Genomic DNA, 17,894 nt, shown 5'->3' on the forward strand with positions numbered 1-17,894 from the left:
GGCGTACGCATCGGCAACCTCTTTCAAACACATCCGTGCAAGAGGTCTAAGCTCAAGCCGTTAAAATAGGCTTGACGGAAACGCGCCTATCGCGACATCCGCGAAGAAAGATAGGAGGCGCAGCCCTGCAGCGCTGCGTAATCGTCTTCGATCACACAGACCGGGAAGGCGCGCAGGAACTCCGAGAAGCGGCCCTTGGCCTGCATCGCTTCGGCGAAGCCGAATTCCTCGAGCCACGGCACGACGCCGCGCGCCGCGCCACCGATCAGGTAGATGCCGCCGAAGGGCAGGTGGGTCAGCGCCAGATCACCCACGACACGGCCCAGCATCTGAACGAACAATTGCCCCGCCGCGACGGCTTTTTCCTCGCCACGGGTGATCGCTTCGAGGATTTCCTGCCCGGACGTGGTCGCGTCTTCCTCTCCCCTGAGATAGGCGTAGAGACGTTCCAGACCGCGGCCCGACACGACATGCTCGACGCTGGCGAAATCATGTTTCGCATCGAGATAGGTCTTGAGCGCGAAATCGGCCTCGGTCTCGATCGGCAAGGTGGTGTGTCCGGCCTCGGACGGGGGGACGACGCGGCCGCCGGGGCCCTCGTGCACGGGAGCCGCGTTGAAGCCGGTGCCTATGCCGACCACCAGCCGCGCAGAGCCTTCCTTCGCGGGCAGCCCGGGCAGGATCGGACGCACGGCATCCTCGGCGAGACTTCCCAGCGCATGACCCTGCGCCTGCAGATCGTTGAGTACGAAGACCTGATCCGTCCCGGTCAGGCGCGCGATATTGTCGGCACGGATTATCCAGGCGAGATTGGTCATCTCGGCTACGTCGTCGCGCACCGGGCCGGCGGCGGCCACGCAGGCACCCGCAATGGGACCGCAATCCTCGTCGCGGATATATTCAGCGAGAATCTCCTCCAGCGCACCGCGGCCCAGATTGGGATAACGACGGATCGTTGAATGGATCAGCTTGCCGTCGCGGGCCATCGCGACCCGGGTATTGGTGCCGCCGATATCGGCCAGCAGGGTGATTTGATCGCTCATCCGCGGCTCCCCAATGCGTCTTTCCACGCCAGATAGGACGCTTTCGGGGTGCGCTGCAAGCTGTCGAAGTCCACGTGGACGAGCCCGAAGCGTTTCTCGTAGCCCAAGGCCCACTCGTAGTTGTCCATCAGTGACCAGCCGATATAGCCCTTCACGGGGGTGCCCTCGGCGATCGCGCGCTGCACGGCGGCGAGGTGCTCGCTGTAATAGGCGATGCGATGCGGGTCCTCGACCTTGCCATCCTCGACCACGTCGGGCGCGGCCATGCCGTTCTCGGTCACGTAGAGCGGCAGGTCACCGGTATATTCGCGCGAGAGACGGGTCAGGAACTGATAGAGCCCCTCGGGATAGATCTCCCAGCCCATCGCGGTTTTCGGCAGCGGGCCGTCGACCTCGTGATGCGCGGGCCACGGGCCCTCGGTGGGCGCGATGCGCTTGCAGGTGTAGTAATTGAGCCCCAGCCAGTCGAGCTTCTCGCCGATCAGAGCGAAATCGTCTTCCCAGTTATGCGGCATGTGCGGCGCGAAGGCTTCCATCACCTGCTCGGGGTAACGTCCCTTGAAGATGCCCTCAACGAAGAAGCGGTTGTAATAGGCATCATAGAGATCTGCAGCGGCGGCGGCCTCGGGGCTGTCATCGGCGGGGATCGGGTATTCCAGATTGCATACCGCGCCGAGGTTCTTCATCCCGTGCGCGCGCATAACACGCGTCGACTTGCCATGGGCGAGCAGAACGTGATGCATCGCATGCGCCGTCGCGCGAATGTCGCGCAGGCCCGGCGCGTGATGGCCGAGGAAGTGGCTCAGCCAACTGACGCACCAAGGCTCGTTGATCGGGGCGGCGGACCAGATCCGGTCGCCCAGACGATCCGCGATGACCTGCGTGAAGTCGGCGAACCAGGAGGCGATATCGCGGTTGCGCCAACCACCCTTGTCGGCGAGCGGCGCGGGCAGCTCCCAGTGATAGAGCGTGAGCGCCGGTTTCAGCCCGCGCTCCAGCATTCCGTCGACCAGCCGGTCGTAGAAGTCCAGACCCTCGCGATTCACCGGGCCGCGCCCTTCGGGCATCACGCGCGCCCAGGAGGTCGAGAAGCGGTAGATGTCGAATCCCGCATTGGCGATCAGGTCGAGGTCTTCTTCCCAGCGGTGGTAGTGATCGCAGGCCACGGCGCCATTCTCGGCGCGCACGACATTGCCCGGTGTGGCGGCGAATGTGTCCCAGTGGGTCGGGCCTGCGCCACCGAAGGAATGCCCCTCGATCTGGTAGGAGGAGGTGGCGACGCCGAACTGGAAATCGGCAGGAAAATCAGAGCGTTTCGGGAGCATCTTCATCCTGTGTGTAAAATTGGTTTCAATTCGGGCGCGGCGCGCCTCATTGTGCGGGGACGGGTCCGGTGGACTGGCCGAGAACCAGAACCGCCTCCATCAGTTCGTGGCGCGGTCTGCGGTCGCCGCTCTCAATCTGCTCGATCAGCAGCGCCGCGCAGCGTCGTCCCGCCTCGCGCACCGACGAGCGCGTCGCGGTGAAGATCGGCTCTTCCGCCGTGCCGTTTCTCAGGTAGCCCAGCTCGTCGTCATGGGTCACGATTGAGACATCGCGCCCCATCACCAGCCCGGCCTCTTCGATGCCGCGTCGCGCCCCCATCGCGGAGAGCAGCGAGGCGGTCAGGAAGGCGGTCGGCGGGTCGGGCCATTGCAACATCTCGCGCGCCGCATCATGGCCCTGTGCCTCGGTCATCTCGCCCTCGACGATCAGGTCGGGATCGACCGGAAGGCCGCGCGCCCGGAGCGCCGCCTCGTAGCCGCGTCGACGCCTGCAGGCGAAATCCATCTCTTTGATGCCGTTGATCAGCGCGATCCGCCGATGACCCAGATCGAGCAGGAAATTTGTGGCCCGCTCGAAGGCGCGCTTGTTGTTCACATCGACCCAGCTGAAGGCGGAATCCGATCCGCTGACCCGCCCGTGCAGTACGTAAGGCAGCCCGAGCGCGTCTAGCATCTCGATCCGGTGATCCCCGACTTTCGGGGCGTGGATCAGCACGCCGTCGACATTGCCTTTCGAGCGCAGTTCGGCATAGGCGCGGGCCTCGGAATCGTCGGGCACGATCGTCATGACCATGTCGTAGCCCCGCTGCGCATAGACTTCACCCGCGCCAGCGATGAAATCGGCGAAGACCGGGTTCACGATCTCGTGCCGATCCGAGATCGGGATGATGTGACCGATCGCCATCGTCCGTCCCGTCGCAAGCCGTTTCGCCTGCGTATTGGGGTGGTAGTTCGCGGCCTCGGCAGCTTCGCGCACGCGGCGGCGCGTGGCTTCCGAAACTTCCGGATAGCCATTGAGCGCGCGGCTCACCGTGGTGGGGGACAGCCCCAGTTCCTGTGCCAAGGTCTTGAGATTCATATCGGGTTCTAAAAGCCAAACCGCTTTGGATTGGAGGCGAGACTAGGCTTAGCCTCGCACGCCGTCAATGCTGCGCGCGCGGCGTTCCTCCCGCTGCGCCGCGGCGTGCAGCTGCGCGCAACCAACGACGATATAGAGTATATTTGAACACGACGAGAGCGCGTTTTGTTGACATCGCTGCGAGGCTCTGAAACGGTCGCAGACGTCCAAAGCGCTTTGGGTCGGGCGAGTCGCCAAGCCGAAAAGCGCGACACACCGGGAGGATTTCATGACCAAACATCTGATGCTTGGGATCGCGGCGCTGGCGCTGTCGGCCGGGCTCGCTAACGCGCAGGATCTCAAATTCGCGCCGGGCAGCGACGGCGACAAGTTCGACTGGCAAAGCTATGACCAATTCAAGAGCGACACCGATCTGAGCGGCGAGACGCTGACGATCACTGGCCCGTGGACCGGCAATGACAAGGCGCTCTTCGAGAGCGTTCTGGCTTATTTCGAAGCCGCGACCGGGGCCAAGGTGAACTACTCGGGGTCGGAGAGCTTCGAGCAGGATATCGTGATCGCCGCCAAGGCCGGCACGCCCCCGAATATCGCGGTGTTCCCGCAGCCGGGCCTCGCATCGGACATGGCCCGCCAGGGATACCTGACGCCGATGCCCGACGGGACGGGCGACTGGATCAAGAACAATTACGCCGCCGGAAAATCCTGGGAGGATCTGTCCACCTACAAGAACAAGGATGGCGAGGCGCAGACCTTCACCTTCCCGTTCAAGGCGGACCTGAAATCACTCGTCTGGTACGTGCCGGAGAACTTCAAGGAAGCGGGCTACAAGGTGCCTGAGACCATGGAGGATCTGAAGGCGCTGACCGAGCAGATCAAGGCCGATGGCGGCACGCCGTGGTGTATCGGTCTGGGTTCGGGGGCTGCGACCGGCTGGCCCGCGACCGACTGGGTCGAGGATATCATGCTGCGCACGCAGTCGCCCGAGACCTATGACGATTGGGTCACCAACAAGCTGAAGTTCAACGATCCCAAGGTCGTCGAGGCGATCAAGGATTACGGTTGGTTCGCCAAGACCCCCGGCTTCGCCGAAGGCGGCGAGCAGGCGGTGGCCACCACCGACTTCCGCGACAGCCCGAAGGGTCTCTTCGACTTCCCGCCGAAATGCTACATGCACAAGCAGGCGAGCTTCATCCCGACCTTCTTCCCCGAAGGGACCAAAGTCGGTCAGGACGTGAACTTCTTCTACTTCCCGGCCTATGCAGACAAGGATCTGGGTAAACCGGTTCTCGGCGCGGGCACGATGTTCGGCATCACCAAGGACTCCAAGGCTGCCGAGGCCTTCATCAAGTTCCTCGAGACGCCGATCGCCTCGGAAATCTGGATGGCGCAATCGGGCTTCCTGACGCCGAACAAGAACGTCAATCCGGCGGCCTTCGCCAATGACGTGCAGCGTCACATGAACTCGATCCTGCTGGACGCCACGACCTTCCGCTTCGACGGGTCGGACCAGATGCCGGGCGAGATCGGTACCGATGCGTTCTGGAAGGCGATGGTCGCCTACACGACCGGTGACGAGACCGCGCAAGAGGCCGCCGACGCGGTCCAGAAGCGCTGGGACAGCATCCAGAAGTAACCAACGCCTGCGCCCCCGGAGCGTTTTTCCGGGGGCGTTTGCATCTTCACACGCCGGTTCGGGGAGGGACCTGATGTCACCGATCTTGCAGGGGCTGATAACGATCGCGCTCGGGGTGGGCGGTTGTGTGGCCTATTTCTACGCCGCCAACATCGTCCTCGACCGAGTCATCTTCCCGCCGAAAGGCGCCGATCCGGGGCGCAACATCAACCGCGCGAACATGGTCCGCCCCTGGCTGTTCCTGTTCCCGGCGATCTTCGCGCTCGGTCTGTATCTCGCCTATCCGGTGGTGGGCTCGTTCTGGCGCTCGCTGTTCAACCGCGATGGCGGGACGTTCATCGGCCTTGGCAATTACGAGCGGCTCGCGATGGATGCGAGCTTCCGTCAGGCCGTGTTCAACAACTTCCTCTGGGTGCTTGTCGTGCCTGCGCTCGCGACCTTCCTCGGTCTGCTGGCCGCGCAGCTCACCGACCGCATCAAGTGGGGTAACATCGCGAAATCGCTGATCTTCATGCCGATGGCGATCTCTTTCGTGGGTGCTTCGCTGATCTGGAAATTCGTCTATGCGGTGAACCCCGATATCGGGATGATCAACGCGATCCGCGTGGCCTTCCACATGCAGCCGCTCGACCCGTTGCAGGTGCCGTTCTGGAACAACTTCTTCCTGATGGTGATCCTGATCTGGATCCAGACCGGCTTCGCGATGGTGATCCTGTCGGCCGCGCTGCGCGGGATCCCCGAGGAGACGATCGAAGCCGCGGTGCTCGACGGGGCGAACCCGTTCCAGCTGTTCTTCAAGATCAAGGTGCCTCAGATCATGCCGACGATCGTCGTGGTCTGGACCACGATCACGATCCTCGTGCTGAAGGTCTTCGACATCGTCTACGCAACGACGGGCGGGAATTTCGGCACCCAGATCCTGCCCAGCTACATGATGCAATACATGTTCCGCGACGACGGGCGCGCGACGGCTGTGGCCTTCGTCATCATGATCATCGTGCTGCCGGTGATGATCTGGAACATCATTCAAGCCCGTAGGGAGACGCGCTGATGGCCGCTATCGCAGGACAGAAATCGCGCCTGACATGGGCGGTGCAACTCTCGGTCGTCTTCATGGTGGTGCTTTGGCTCGTGCCGACGGTGGGGCTCCTGGTCAGCTCCTTCCGCACGACGGACCAGATCAGTCAGTCGGGCTGGTGGGACGCGGCATTCTCGGTCGAGAAAGCCTTCCGCGACCGCATCCCGGCCGACGGTGAGAAACAGGTCGACGGGCTCTACGTGCTCGAGGGCGATCTGCTCAATAACGGGCAGAACGCGAATGACCTGAAACCGGGCACGACGATCACCGCCTTCGGTACCTCGGGCATCAAGCCGGGCGCCTACAAGGCGGGGGAGACGGTCGATACCGGCGATGGCGGCACGCTGAGCGTCGCCAAGGACGGCACCTACAAGGCCACGTCGAAGACGAGCTTCGAGGGCTCGGGCCCGCGGGTCTATTTCGTGGCCGAGATGCCGCCCGCCTTCACGCTGGCCAATTATCGCAACGTGCTGTTCTCCGACGGCATGGGGCAGGCCTTCATGAACACGCTGACGGTGACGATCCCGGCGACGATCATCCCGATCCTCGTCGCGGCTTTCGCGGCCTATGCGCTGGCCTGGATGGAGTTCCCGGGCCGCGGCCTGTTGATCGCGGCCGTTGTGGGCCTTCTGGTCGTGCCGCTGCAGCTCGCGTTGGTGCCGCTTCTGCGGCTCCATCAGGAGATCGGCATCGGGCAAAGCTTCCTCGGGATATGGCTGGCCCATACCGGCTTCGGCTTGCCGCTCGCGATCTACCTGCTCAGGAACTACATGGTGGGTCTGCCGCGTGACATCATCGAGAGCGCGAAGGTCGACGGGGCGACAGATTTCCAGATCTTCATGAAAATCGTGCTGCCTTTGTCATTCCCGGCGCTCGCTTCTTTTGCAATCTTCCAGTTCCTCTGGGTCTGGAACGACCTACTTGTCGCGAAAGTCTTCCTTCCGGCCAATGACGCGTCGAAGGTGATGACCGTGAAGATCGCCGACGACCTTCTGGGGTCGCGCGGCGGCGATTGGGGTATTCTGGCGTCCGCCGCCTTCATCTCGATCGCCGTGCCGCTCCTGGTGTTCTTCGCAATGCAGAAATATCTCGTCCGCGGTCTGCTGGCGGGTTCGGTTAAAGGTGGTTGATGAAAACCCTTACAAAGAAAGAAGACTGGTGGCGCGGAGCAGTGATCTACCAGATCTATCCGCGCAGCTTTCAAGACAGCAATGGCGACGGCATCGGCGATCTTCTCGGGATCGTCAGACGCCTGCCGCATGTCGCGAGCCTCGGGGCGGACGCGGTCTGGATTTCGCCTTTCTTCACCTCTCCGATGAAGGATTTCGGCTATGACGTCAGCGATTACACCGATGTCGATCCGATGTTCGGCAGCCTTGCCGATTTCGACCAGGTGATCGCGACGGCCCATGCGCTGGGTCTGAAGGTGATGATCGATCTGGTGCTGAGCCATACCTCGGACCAGCACCCGTGGTTTCAGGAAAGCCGGTCGAGCCGGGATAACCCCAAGGCCGACTGGTATGTCTGGGCCGATCCCAAGCCCGATGGCACGCCGCCCAATAACTGGCTGTCGATTTTCGGCGGGCCGGGCTGGCATTGGGACAGCCGGCGCGAGCAGTATTACATGCACAACTTCCTCGTGGAGCAGCCCGATCTGAACTTCCACAATCCGGAAGTGACGCAGGAATTGCTCAACGTGGCGCAGTTCTGGCTGGAGCGCGGCGTCGATGGCTTCCGCCTCGACACGATCAATTTCTACATGCATGACGACGAGCTGCGCGATAACCCGCCGCTGCCGCCGGAAGAGCGTAACGATCAGACCGCGCCCAAGGTGAACCCCTATAATCACCAGCGCCACATCTACGACAAGAACAACCCCGAGAACCTGCGCTTCCTGCGCAAGCTCCGGACGCTGATGAACAATTACAACGCCGCAGCCGTCGGCGAAGTGGGCGACAGCCAGCGCGGGCTGGAGATCCTTGGCGAATACACCTCCGGCGCGGACAAGATGCAGATGTCCTACGCGTTCGAGCTTCTGTCGGGGCACGAGCCGCTCAAGGCGGAGTTCATCAAATCCGTGTTCGACAAGGTCGATGCGGTCGCCAAGGACGGCTGGGTCTGCTGGGCCTACTCGAACCACGACGTTGAGCGCCATATTTCTCGCTGGAACCTGACGCCCGCCTCGGCACGGCTCTATACGACGCTGATGATGTGCCTGCGCGGATCGCTCTGTCTCTATCAGGGCGAGGAGCTCGGGCTGCACGAAGCGGAACTGTCCTTCGAAGATCTGCAAGACCCCTACGGCAAGGAGTTCTGGCCCGAGTTCAAAGGCCGCGACGGCTGCCGGACCCCGATGGTCTGGGAGCGCGACGCCGCCTATGCGGGCTTCTCGCAGGCGCGCCCGTGGCTTCCGGTGCCGACCACGCACCAGAATATCGCGACCGATGTGGCCGAGCACGACCCGGCCTCGCTCCTGCACCATTACCGCCGCGCGATCGCGTTCCGTCGCAATCACGACGTGCTTCGGACCGGCGCGATGGAGGATATGTATTGCTCCGGCGACCTGCTGGTCTTCACGCGCAGGAACGAGGAGGAGACGATCCTGTGCTATTTCAACCTGTCCGATCATCCGGTGAACGCCACCGTTCCGCCGGGCAACTGGGTGACGGTCGGGGGCGAGCTGGGCTCGATCCGCCCGATGCCCGATCACACTTTGCATCTCGGCCCGTGGCAGCCGAGCATTCTGCGCCTCGACGAACACGGGGCTTGAGGGGGAGACAATGGCCGAACTCAAACTGGAAAACGTCGCGAAAAGCTATGGCGAGGTGTCGGTCCTCAAGGACATCAACCTCGACATCAAGGCCGGAGAGCTGATCGTCTTCGTGGGCCCCTCGGGCTGCGGGAAATCGACACTTCTGCGGATGATCGCGGGGCTGGAGAAGATCACGGGCGGGACGCTCGAGATCGACGGGGTACGGATGAACGACGTGCCGCCCTCGAACCGCGGCATCGCGATGGTCTTCCAGTCCTATGCGCTCTATCCGCACATGACGGTGCGCGACAACATGGCCTTCGCCCTGAAGATCGCGAAACAGTCGAAGGAAGAGATCAACGCCGCCGTCGAAAAGGCCGCGAAGATGCTGCAACTGACCGATTATCTCGACCGTTTGCCGAAGGCGCTCTCGGGTGGTCAGCGGCAGCGCGTAGCCATCGGGCGCGCCATCGTGCGCGACCCGAAGGTGTATCTCTTCGACGAGCCGCTCTCGAACCTCGATGCGGCGCTGCGCGTCGCGACCCGGATCGAGATCGCCCAGCTGAAAGAGGCGATGCCCGATCGCACGATGATCTACGTCACCCACGATCAGGTCGAGGCGATGACGCTCGCGACGCGGATCGTGGTTCTGGCCAACAAGGGGATCGCGCAGGTCGGCACGCCGCTGGAGCTATACGAGAAGCCGCAAAACGAGTTCGTCGCACAATTCATCGGCTCGCCTGCGATGAACCTGCTGTCGGGCGAGATCACCGAGACGGGTGAGATGACCACGGTGAAACTCGATGGTGGCGGCATCGCGCGATCCACCATCGCGACCCGTCCGGAAGACCTGTCGCGCCGGGTCAATATCGGCGTGCGCCCCGAGGATTTCGAGCCCGTCGAGGGCGAGGGGATCTACACCGGAAAGGTCGATATCGTCGAAGCTCTGGGCGAGGTGACGCTGCTTTACTTCGAGGCGGAGGGCAGTCATGAGCCGATCATCGCGAAACTGCCCGGCATCCATCACGACCGTCGCCACAGCGAGATTAAGCTCGGCGCGGATCCGTCCAAGGTACACCTCTTCGCGGACGGTCAGTCGCTTCTCTACCGCTGACGGACGCAAACAGGCCATCGCGTATCCCTCTGCCCGTTAGTTTGAGGTGAGATAAACGGGCGGAGGCAATCATGGCCGATTCGGATTTGGGTGAACGTGTAGGGCGTCGCGCGCGCGGTGGTGGCGGGGCGGCCCGACGGGCCGAGCGCACGGCCGTGAAGGTGGAGTTCTCGCGCTTCATCACGCGCAATATTCCCGACATGGAAATCCTGAACGAGGAAGCCCTCGAGATCATCGAGCATAATGCGGAAACCGTGCTCGAAGAGATCGGCGTGAACTTCGTCGAAAACCCCGAAGCACTGGAGCGTTGGCGCGAAGCCGGCGCCTCGATCGAAGGCGAACGCGTGCGCATCCCGCGCGGTCTGGCCCGCAAGCTCTGCGCGACCGCGCCGTCGCAATTCACCCAGCACGCCCGCAACCCCGAGCGCAATGTCGAGATCGGCGGCCGCAACCTCGTGCTGGCCCCGGTCTATGGTCCTCCCTTCGTGCGCGACGCGCAAGGCGGTCGCCGCTACGCGACGATCGCGGATTTCCGGAACTTCGTGAAGCTCGGATACATGTCGAAATGGCTCCACCATTCCGGCGGCACCGTCTGTGAGCCGACCGATGTGGCGGTGAACAAACGTCACCTCGACATGCTCCACGCCCATATGACGCTGTCGGACAAGCCCTATATGGGCTCTGTTACCGAACCTTCGCGCGCCGAGGACAGCGTCGAGATGTCGAAGATCCTCTTCGGCGAGGAGTTCGTCGACAATAACCCGGTGATGACCTCGCTCATCAACATCAACTCGCCGTTGACCTTCGACAACACGATGATGGGCGCGCTGGAAATCTACGCGCGCAACAATCAGGCCTGCATCATCTCGCCCTTCATCGTGGGCGGCGCGATGGCGCCGGTCTCGGTCGCGGGCACGCTGACGCAGGTGCTGGCCGAGGTGCTGGCGGGCGTGGCCTATTCCCAGCTGATCCGTCCCGGTGCGCCGGTGATCTTCGGCGCGTTCGTGACCTCGATCGACATGAACTCGGGCGCACCCACGTTCGGCACGCCGGAAGCCTCGCTGATCACGCTTGGTGCGGGCCAACTCGCACGCCGTCTCAACCTTCCTTACCGCTCGGCTGGCGGCTTCACCGGCTCGAAACTGCCCGATGCGCAGGCCGCGTACGAGAGCGCCAACACGCTCAATAACGGCCTCTATGCGGGCGTGAACTTCATGCTCCATGCCTGCGGCTGGCTCGAAGGCGGGTTGGTGTCGTCCTATGAGAAATTCGTGATGGATGCCGATCAACTGGGCGTCCTCCATCGTCTGGCGCAGGGCGTCGACGCCTCGGAAAACGGGCAGGCGATGGACGCGATCCGCGAGGTTGGCCCAGGCGGCCACTATCTCGGCTGCGCCCATACGCAGGCCAATTTCAAGGACGCGTTCTGGCGCACGCAGCTGCTCGATTACCGTCCCTTCGAGACCTGGGAAGAGCAGGGCGCACCCGACACGATGGCGCTCGCGACGAAGCGGGTCGAGAAGATGCTCAGCGAGTATCAGCAGCCCGCCATGGATCCGAGCATCGCCGAGGCGTTGGCGGCTTATGTCGCACGAAAGAAGGCAGAAGTGCCGGACGCTTTCCTGTAACGGCTCAGTCTTCCTCGATCTGATAATCCCGCGCGATCCCCTGGGTCGCGCGGCCCCATTCCGAAGCCTGCACCCGCGCCTGATGCGCCTCGAACGCGTCCCGGTCGGTGAAGCGTTCCAAGACCGTGAAGACCAGCGGATCGGCTCCTTGCCTGACTTCGAACATCTCGCATCCCGGCTCGGCATGGGTGAGCGCGATGTGCTCGGGCAGATGGGCACGAACGATCCCGACCTCGGCAGCATCGGCGCAGATCAGGCGCCCGGTTAGTTTGACGACCATCTTTGTCTCCCCGAAAGAAAAGGCCCGCGCCTTTCGGACGCGGGCATCAGCCCTCGGACGGGGGCCTCGGGCGTTCGCAACTTAATTCCTTCCACTGGAAGGAATTTGCGGCCCCAGAGGGGGCCGCCGCGGCTCACTCCCACTCGATCGTGCCGGGGGGCTTCGAGGTGATGTCGTAGGTCACCCGGTTGATGCCTTTCACCTCGTTGATGATCCGCGTCGCGGTCTCGCCGAGGAATTCGTGGCTGAACGGGTAGTAATCCGCGGTCATGCCATCAACGCTCGTCACCGCGCGTAGGGCGCAGGCGTAATCATAGGTCCGGCCGTCGCCCATCACGCCGACGGTGCGCACCGGCAGGATCGCGACGAAAGCCTGCCAGATCTCGTCATAGAGACCGTGCTTGCGGATCTGGTCGATATAGACCGCGTCGGCCTTGCGCAGGATCTCCAGCTTGTCGCGGGTGATCTCGCCGGGGCAGCGGATCGCGAGGCCCGGGCCGGGGAAGGGGTGGCGGCCGATGAACGACGCCGGCAGACCCAGCTCGTGACCGAGCGCGCGGACCTCGTCCTTGAACAGCTCGCGCAGCGGCTCGACCAGTTTCAGGCCCATCTTCTCGGGCAGGCCGCCGACGTTGTGGTGCGACTTGATCGTGACGGAAGGGCCGCCCGAGAAGCTCACCGATTCAATGACATCGGGATAGAGCGTGCCCTGCGCGAGGAATTCCGCGTTCTCGATCTCGCCCGCGTATTTCTGGAACACGTCGATGAAGAGGCGCCCGATCGTCTTGCGCTTCACTTCAGGGTCGGTGACGCCTTCCAACTCGCCGAGGAACAGCTCGCTCTCGTCGGCATGGATCAGCTTGATATTGTAATGGTCGCGGAACATCGTGACCACTTCTTCGGCCTCGTTATGCCGCAGCAGCCCGTGATCCACGAAGACGCAGGTCAGCTGATCGCCGATCGCTTCGTGAAGCAGGATCGCGGTGACCGAGCTGTCGACGCCGCCGGACAGGCCGCAGATCACATGGCTGTCGCCGACCTGCTCGCGGATCTGCTTGATCGCCTCGTCGCGATAGGCATCCATCGTCCAGTCGCCGGTGAAGCCCGCGTCGCGCACGAAGTTCTCATACAGCGTCTTGCCGTTGGGCGTGTGATGCACCTCCGGGTGGAACTGCACCGCATAGAACCTACGGCTCAGATCGGCGGTGATCGCGTAAGGTGCGCCCGGCGAGGTGCCATAGACCTCGAAGCCAGGCGCGATGCGGCTGACATGGTCGCCATGGCTCATCCAGACCTGCTCGCGGCCCGCGCCATCCATGAACCAGCCGGTGAGCAGATCGATCCGCGTCTCGGTCGGCGTCACATAGGCTCGCCCGAATTCGGCGGAGCCGTGCTTGGCCTCCACCAGGCCGCCCAGATCCTGCATCATCACCTGCTGGCCGTAGCAGATGCCGAGGATCGGCACCCCAAGCTCATAGGCCGATTTCGGCGGCCGCGGAGAGCCCTCTCGCGTGACCGAATCTGGCCCGCCCGAGAAGATGATCGCTTTCGGGGCGAACTCTTTCAGGAAGGCGTCGGTGACGTTCTGATAGGGATGGATTTCGCAATAGACGTTAAGCTCGCGAAGCCGCCGCGCAATCAGCTGCGTGACTTGAGAACCGAAGTCGATGATGAGGAGGCGCTGATGGTCTGTCATGCCGATGGCATTAGGACGCGTTTTCGCGCTTGGCAAGAGGGCAGCTTGCGCAACGGTTGTTTATCGCGCGTGTTGCTTCTTCGACATCGCCGCTCAGCTCTCCGGATAGCCTCCCGGGATCAGTGGCCGGATCTTCAGCCGGGTGATCCGGTTGTCCTTGCGGCCCGCGACCTCGAAGCGGAAGCCGTGGAAGGAGAAGACCTGACCCTCGGTCGGGATGGTCTGCGCCTCGTGGATCACCAGACCGGCGACGGTGTTGGCCTCGTCATCGGGCAGCGTCCAGTCGGTTTCGCGGTTCAGATCGCGGATCGTCATCGCGCCGTCGACGATGTAATCGCCGTTCTCGGTGGGTTTCAGGCGTTTCTCGGACTTGGGATCGAACTCGTCGGTGATCTCGCCGACGATTTCCTCGAGGATGTCCTCCAGCGTCAGCAGACCGCGCAGATCGCCATATTCGTCCACCACCAGCGCGAAATGGGTGCGACGTTTCAGGAACTCCTGCATCTGTTCGTCGAGGGGCGTCGTCTCGGGGACGAAATAGGGCTTCATCATCACTTTGGAGATGTCGAGGTCCGCCACGCTCTCCAGCGTCCCGTCGCCCCCGCGCACGACTTTCTCGACCGCGCGCAGCAGGTCTTTCGAGTGGATCACGCCCACCACGTTCTCGCGCTCGCCGCGATAGAGCGGCAGCCGGGTATGAGGTGAGGACAGCACCGCCGTGAGGATCGCATCGGGGTCTTCCTCGATGTCGATCATCTCGATCTGGCTCCGGTGGAGCATGATCTCTTCGACCGTGCGATTGCCAAGGTCGAGCGCGCCCAGCAAGCGGTCGCGATCTTCCTTGTCCACCGTGCCCTCGGATTGCCCCAGCGCCAGCGCGCCCGCGATTTCCTCGTGGATCGAGAACATATGGGTGTTCTTGTCGGTCCGCATCCCGAATGCATAGAGGATGCCGCGCACGATCATCCGCACGATGGCGACGATCGGGGCGAGGACGAGGGTCACGACGCGGATCGGGCCCGCGACTTTCGAGGCGACTTTCTCCGGCAGGGTGATTGCGTAGGTCTTGGGCAGGACTTCCGAGAAGACCAGCACCAGCACCGTCATCACCAGCGTCGCGAGCGCCACGCCCGATTGCCCGAAGACCCGCGTAAGCAGCGCGGTCGCCAGCGAGGCCGAGAGGATGTTGACCACGTTGTTGCCCAGCAGGATTGCGCCGATCAGACGCTCGCTATCCTCGGTGACCTCAAGCGCGGTCTGCGCGCCACTTTCGCCCTTGTCGGCCTGCGCGCGCAGCTTCGCGCGGCTGGCCGCGGTCAGTGCGGTTTCCGAGCCCGAGAAGAAGGCCGAGAGCGCCAGCAGCAGAATGATCGAACCGGCGGTGAGCCAGAAGGCAAAATCGAGAGTGTTTTCCATGGTGTCAGGTTATGGGGCGCGGGCAGGACGCATTCAAGCGGTGCCGTCAGTTTTGCCGCGCGGTTTCGCCAGCGGGTGATGGGTCAGCACCAGCTCCTTGAGCCGTTCGTCCAGCACATGGGTGTAGATCTCCGTGGTCGACAGGTCCGCGTGCCCCAGAAGCATCTGGATCGCCCGCAGATCGGCACCGCCTTGCAGAAGATGGGTGGCGAAGGCGTGGCGCAAGACGTGGGGCGTGACCTTGGCGGGGCTCACCCCGGCCTTGACCGCGATATCCTTCAAGAGCTTGTGAAAGCCCTGTCGCGTGAGGTGACCTTCCTTGCCGCCCGACGGGAAAAGGTAGCGCGAGGGCGGCGCGCGGTGTTCGATGCGCGCCTGTTCCTCGGCCTCGTCGCGTGCGCTAAGCCAGTCGGCGAGCGCCTCGCGAGCGGGGGGCGAGAGCGGCACCATCCTCTCCTTGTCGCCCTTGCCGCGCACGAGTAGCATCCGGGGGTCGCCGCGCGCGGAGGAAACGGGCAGGGAGACCAGCTCGGACACCCGCATCCCGGTCGCGTAGAGCAGTTCCATCAGGCAGCGATTGCGGATCTGGTCCTTTTGCGAGCGGCCCTGATCGCGGGCAGCCTCCAGCAGAGCCTCCACCTCCTCGAGGCTCAGCGTCTTGGGCAGGCGCTGCGCGCGCCCGGGGCCGGAGATGCGGATCGCCGGATTGTCCGCGCGCCAGCCTTCCTCATAGGCGAAGCGGTAAAGCTGCCGGATCGCGGAGAGTCTGCGCGCGCGGGTCGATTTCGCCAGACCCTCTGCCTCGCAGCGGATCAGGTAGATCTCGATATCAGCGCGGGTGAGGCTGGCGTAGCTAAGCCCCTTTGCCTGAAGAAACCCCGCGAAGTCATTGAGGTCACGCCCGTAACTCAGGATCGTGTTGCGCGCTGCGCCCGCTTCGGCGGCCTGAGCGTCGAGGAAGATCGGCAGCCATTGCGGATCGGGCGGCGCGTCTGAACCGGGGCCGGTCACGGGGTGTCTCCGAGTACAATCATCTCGATCGCGGCGCGCCGGGCGACGGTTTCCAGCCCGGCGAGCCGTAGTAGGCTCAGACCTTCCCGAAGCCGCGGGTAATCGCCTTTCGATCCCTCGCTTACATCGCCGATCGCTTCGATCAGGGCGAGGCCCAGCTGGTCGGGCAGCAAGCTCTCGTAGCGAGCAGGCGGCGCAGCGGGGGACGCATCGAAGACGGATTTCAGCGCCTGATCGCGGGCCCCGGTCGCAGCCGCGGTTCCGGTATCGCCCGCAGCGAGGGCCTTGAGCAGCTTGGCCCGCGGTGACTGCGGCGCCGATTTCAGGGCGTTCTCTTCGTAATTCGGGGTGAGCAGGCTCAGCTCATAGGCGATGCGCCCGGCGCGGCCCGGCAGGTCCATGCCCGCAAGCCGGTCCCCGAACAGGGTGCCCAGCACCGGGACCAGGTCTTCCGGGGCCATCGCATCATAGGCGGCGGGCAGGGCGGTCGCGATCGCATCGGCTTTGCCGCTCTCCAACGCATCATCCAGCGCGCTCACCGCCGACACGCGATCCCAGAGCGCGCCCGACGCGGCTGCCTTGCGCTCGGTATAGAGCCCCAGCAACTGGTTCGGGTCGAGCACACCCGCGCGGGCCAGCCGCTCGGCGGCCTCCAATTGCGACTTCCAGCCGTTATTCTCGGTCAGATCCGCCTGTGCGAAGGCCAGCGGCAGCGTCGCAGTAGGCAGCGGCTGACCGATCGCCTCCATCATCTTGAAGGCCAAGGGCGTGACGTGATCGGGCGGCGGCGCATCGCCGGCCTCCTCGGCCAGCGCCGGATCGAGGAATTGCTCCAGCAGCGACTGGTCCTCTGCCGGGATCTGCCCCAGCGCACTGCCGGTGCCATAGGTCAGCTCGGCCGTGTCCCATTGCCCGTTGCGCGCCAGACAGAACACCCGCGCCGCGTAGGATGGTGCAATGCCGGGAGTGCGCTCGATGATCTTGCAGGCGCGGTTTTCCTGCCCGAGAAGCAGCGCCACGTCGAAGCTGCGGCGGAAAATCTCGGGGCTCGCCGTGCCTGCCTGTCCCAGAAGGGCATTCGCCTGTTCCAGCGCACCCATGTCCAACAGCCGGTCGATCCGGGCGAGGAAGAGCTGGTTGCGTTGCGCCGGCGTCTCGATCTGGGGCGGATTCAGTTCCGCCAGCAGAAGCGTCAGGCTCAAGCCCTGCAGCGCGGGCAGCTGATCGAGCGGCATTGCCCGCAGCGCCTGCGCCAGTTCCGGCTCGGGCGTCTTGCCCCAGAGATCGCGCGGCAATCCGGTGCGATCCGGAGTCAGAAGACCCAGGCTGTCGGCGGAGGGCGCATCGAGCGAGAGCACCGCGATATCCTCGATCCCGCCCGCGCCGGTGACCGGAGCTTGCGAAGAGGTCGAACCGCCGCGCGGCGTGGTCGCCAGCGAATGTGAAAGCCAGTCGATTGCGGACATCGGGCTGCCGGTCGTCGCGGAGGCATCCACCGGCGTCGTCGATTGCGCGGCGGCCGGACCCGCCACGAGACCGCCAAGCGCGAAACCGCTCAGCCAGATCAGGCCGAGGATCGCCGGACGGCGATCAGTTGCCACTCGCCGTATCTCCGTCGGTCCCGGCATCGGTACCCGTCTTGGTGCTCGCATCGGAACTACCCGCGCCCGCCGCGGCACCCGTGCCGTCGGGCAGGGTGACCTCGATACGCTGTTCCTGGCTGTCGGGGCTCATGTCGCCCAAGTAAGCAAAGCCGATCACGCCGATCGCGCCAAGCACCAGAAGGATGACGATAAGCTTGAAGATGCGCCCCATAATCTCTCTTTTCTGCCGTCTGTCG

General features: G+C 63.8%; 15 protein-coding genes. 6 read left to right on the forward strand and 9 right to left on the reverse strand.

Translation table 11 applies throughout. The features are described 5' to 3' along the window. Positions 1 to 86: 86 nt before the first annotated feature. Genes B6V74_RS10375 through B6V74_RS10385 form a run of 3 tightly spaced genes read right to left on the reverse strand, consistent with a single transcriptional unit; the run spans position 87 to position 3,446 of the window. Complete coding sequence (locus tag B6V74_RS10375) at positions 87 to 1,043, reverse strand: ROK family protein (RefSeq protein WP_088722749.1); 957 nt, start codon at positions 1,041 to 1,043, stop codon at positions 87 to 89. Then, the gene (locus tag B6V74_RS10380; protein WP_075776481.1) at positions 1,040 to 2,368 is read right to left on the reverse strand and encodes a GH1 family beta-glucosidase; all 1,329 of its coding nucleotides are present in this window, start codon (positions 2,366 to 2,368) and stop codon (positions 1,040 to 1,042) included. Before B6V74_RS10380 ends, B6V74_RS10375 begins: the two co-directional genes overlap by 4 nt. Before the next feature lie 46 nt (positions 2,369 to 2,414). Further along, positions 2,415 to 3,446, reverse strand: coding sequence for a substrate-binding domain-containing protein (locus B6V74_RS10385; protein ID WP_075776480.1), 1,032 nt, complete (start codon positions 3,444 to 3,446; stop codon positions 2,415 to 2,417). Positions 3,447 to 3,714: 268 nt separating this feature from the next. On the opposite strand from B6V74_RS10385, the gene B6V74_RS10390 reads away from it, so the two are divergent. The 6 genes from B6V74_RS10390 to B6V74_RS10415 all read left to right on the forward strand — a co-directional run bounded on the left by B6V74_RS10390 (position 3,715) and on the right by B6V74_RS10415 (position 11,651). Continuing rightward, entirely contained in the window at positions 3,715 to 5,079 is a 1,365-nt protein-coding gene (locus B6V74_RS10390) for an ABC transporter substrate-binding protein (RefSeq protein ID WP_088718646.1), read from the forward strand. A 73-nt stretch (positions 5,080 to 5,152) separates the two neighbouring features. Next, positions 5,153 to 6,130, forward strand: a complete 978-nt coding sequence (locus B6V74_RS10395; RefSeq protein ID WP_075776478.1) for a sugar ABC transporter permease — start codon at positions 5,153 to 5,155, stop codon at positions 6,128 to 6,130. After that, the gene (locus B6V74_RS10400) at positions 6,130 to 7,287 is read left to right on the forward strand and encodes a carbohydrate ABC transporter permease (protein WP_075776477.1); all 1,158 of its coding nucleotides are present in this window, start codon (positions 6,130 to 6,132) and stop codon (positions 7,285 to 7,287) included. Before B6V74_RS10395 ends, B6V74_RS10400 begins: the two co-directional genes overlap by 1 nt. After that, complete coding sequence (locus tag B6V74_RS10405; RefSeq protein ID WP_075776476.1) at positions 7,287 to 8,927, forward strand: alpha-glucosidase; 1,641 nt, start codon at positions 7,287 to 7,289, stop codon at positions 8,925 to 8,927. Before B6V74_RS10400 ends, B6V74_RS10405 begins: the two co-directional genes overlap by 1 nt. A gap of 10 nt (positions 8,928 to 8,937) precedes the next feature. Continuing rightward, positions 8,938 to 10,023: an ABC transporter ATP-binding protein gene (locus B6V74_RS10410; protein ID WP_088722750.1), complete on the forward strand. Its 1,086-nt coding sequence runs from the start codon at positions 8,938 to 8,940 to the stop codon at positions 10,021 to 10,023. 71 nt (positions 10,024 to 10,094) lie between these two features. Beyond that, on the forward strand, positions 10,095 to 11,651 hold the full coding sequence (locus tag B6V74_RS10415) for a trimethylamine methyltransferase family protein (protein WP_075776474.1): 1,557 nt from the start codon (positions 10,095 to 10,097) through the stop codon (positions 11,649 to 11,651). Between the two features lie 4 nt (positions 11,652 to 11,655). On the opposite strand, the gene B6V74_RS10420 is transcribed toward B6V74_RS10415, so the two are convergent. From B6V74_RS10420 to B6V74_RS18775, 6 genes are all read right to left on the reverse strand, one after another. Further along, the gene (locus tag B6V74_RS10420) at positions 11,656 to 11,931 is read right to left on the reverse strand and encodes an antibiotic biosynthesis monooxygenase (RefSeq protein ID WP_088722751.1); all 276 of its coding nucleotides are present in this window, start codon (positions 11,929 to 11,931) and stop codon (positions 11,656 to 11,658) included. 133 nt (positions 11,932 to 12,064) lie between these two features. After that, positions 12,065 to 13,627 (reverse strand): glutamine-hydrolyzing GMP synthase, encoded by a 1,563-nt coding sequence (guaA, locus tag B6V74_RS10425; RefSeq protein WP_075776472.1) that lies wholly within the window; start codon positions 13,625 to 13,627, stop codon positions 12,065 to 12,067. A 93-nt stretch (positions 13,628 to 13,720) separates the two neighbouring features. Next, complete coding sequence (locus B6V74_RS10430) at positions 13,721 to 15,043, reverse strand: HlyC/CorC family transporter (RefSeq protein WP_075776471.1); 1,323 nt, start codon at positions 15,041 to 15,043, stop codon at positions 13,721 to 13,723. A 33-nt stretch (positions 15,044 to 15,076) separates the two neighbouring features. Next, positions 15,077 to 16,054: a site-specific tyrosine recombinase XerD gene (locus B6V74_RS10435; RefSeq protein WP_088722752.1), complete on the reverse strand. Its 978-nt coding sequence runs from the start codon at positions 16,052 to 16,054 to the stop codon at positions 15,077 to 15,079. After that, entirely contained in the window at positions 16,051 to 17,655 is a 1,605-nt protein-coding gene (locus tag B6V74_RS10440) for a hypothetical protein (RefSeq protein WP_088722753.1), read from the reverse strand. The genes B6V74_RS10435 and B6V74_RS10440 overlap by 4 nt, the downstream gene beginning before the upstream one ends. Further along, positions 17,645 to 17,869 carry a hypothetical protein gene (locus B6V74_RS18775; protein WP_075776469.1) on the reverse strand — a complete coding sequence of 75 codons (225 nt, stop codon included), beginning with the start codon at positions 17,867 to 17,869 and terminating at the stop codon, positions 17,645 to 17,647. The genes B6V74_RS10440 and B6V74_RS18775 overlap by 11 nt, the downstream gene beginning before the upstream one ends. Positions 17,870 to 17,894: the final 25 nt, after the last annotated feature.

It is taken from the genome of Thioclava sp. F42-5, assembly GCF_002213195.1.
Taxonomy (GTDB): Bacteria; Pseudomonadota; Alphaproteobacteria; order Rhodobacterales; family Rhodobacteraceae; genus Thioclava; species Thioclava nitratireducens.

Excerpts from the sequence above, each read along its gene's own strand:
- B6V74_RS10410 (WP_088722750.1), top strand. The coding sequence starts at position 8,938 with ATGGCCGAACTCAAACTGGAAAACGTCGCGAAAAGCTATGGCGAGGTG.
- B6V74_RS10390 (WP_088718646.1), top strand. The coding sequence starts at position 3,715 with ATGACCAAACATCTGATGCTTGGGATCGCGGCGCTGGCGCTGTCGGCC.
- B6V74_RS10415 (WP_075776474.1), top strand. The coding sequence starts at position 10,095 with ATGGCCGATTCGGATTTGGGTGAACGTGTAGGGCGTCGCGCGCGCGGT.
- B6V74_RS10405 (WP_075776476.1), top strand. The coding sequence starts at position 7,287 with ATGAAAACCCTTACAAAGAAAGAAGACTGGTGGCGCGGAGCAGTGATC.
- B6V74_RS10395 (WP_075776478.1), top strand. The coding sequence starts at position 5,153 with ATGTCACCGATCTTGCAGGGGCTGATAACGATCGCGCTCGGGGTGGGC.
- B6V74_RS10420 (WP_088722751.1), bottom strand. The coding sequence starts at position 11,931 with ATGGTCGTCAAACTAACCGGGCGCCTGATCTGCGCCGATGCTGCCGAG.
- B6V74_RS10430 (WP_075776471.1), bottom strand. The coding sequence starts at position 15,043 with ATGGAAAACACTCTCGATTTTGCCTTCTGGCTCACCGCCGGTTCGATC.
- guaA (WP_075776472.1), bottom strand. The coding sequence starts at position 13,627 with ATGACAGACCATCAGCGCCTCCTCATCATCGACTTCGGTTCTCAAGTC.
- B6V74_RS18775 (WP_075776469.1), bottom strand. The coding sequence starts at position 17,869 with ATGGGGCGCATCTTCAAGCTTATCGTCATCCTTCTGGTGCTTGGCGCG.
- B6V74_RS10375 (WP_088722749.1), bottom strand. The coding sequence starts at position 1,043 with ATGAGCGATCAAATCACCCTGCTGGCCGATATCGGCGGCACCAATACC.
- B6V74_RS10385 (WP_075776480.1), bottom strand. The coding sequence starts at position 3,446 with ATGAATCTCAAGACCTTGGCACAGGAACTGGGGCTGTCCCCCACCACG.
- B6V74_RS10380 (WP_075776481.1), bottom strand. The coding sequence starts at position 2,368 with ATGCTCCCGAAACGCTCTGATTTTCCTGCCGATTTCCAGTTCGGCGTC.
- B6V74_RS10400 (WP_075776477.1), top strand. The coding sequence starts at position 6,130 with ATGGCCGCTATCGCAGGACAGAAATCGCGCCTGACATGGGCGGTGCAA.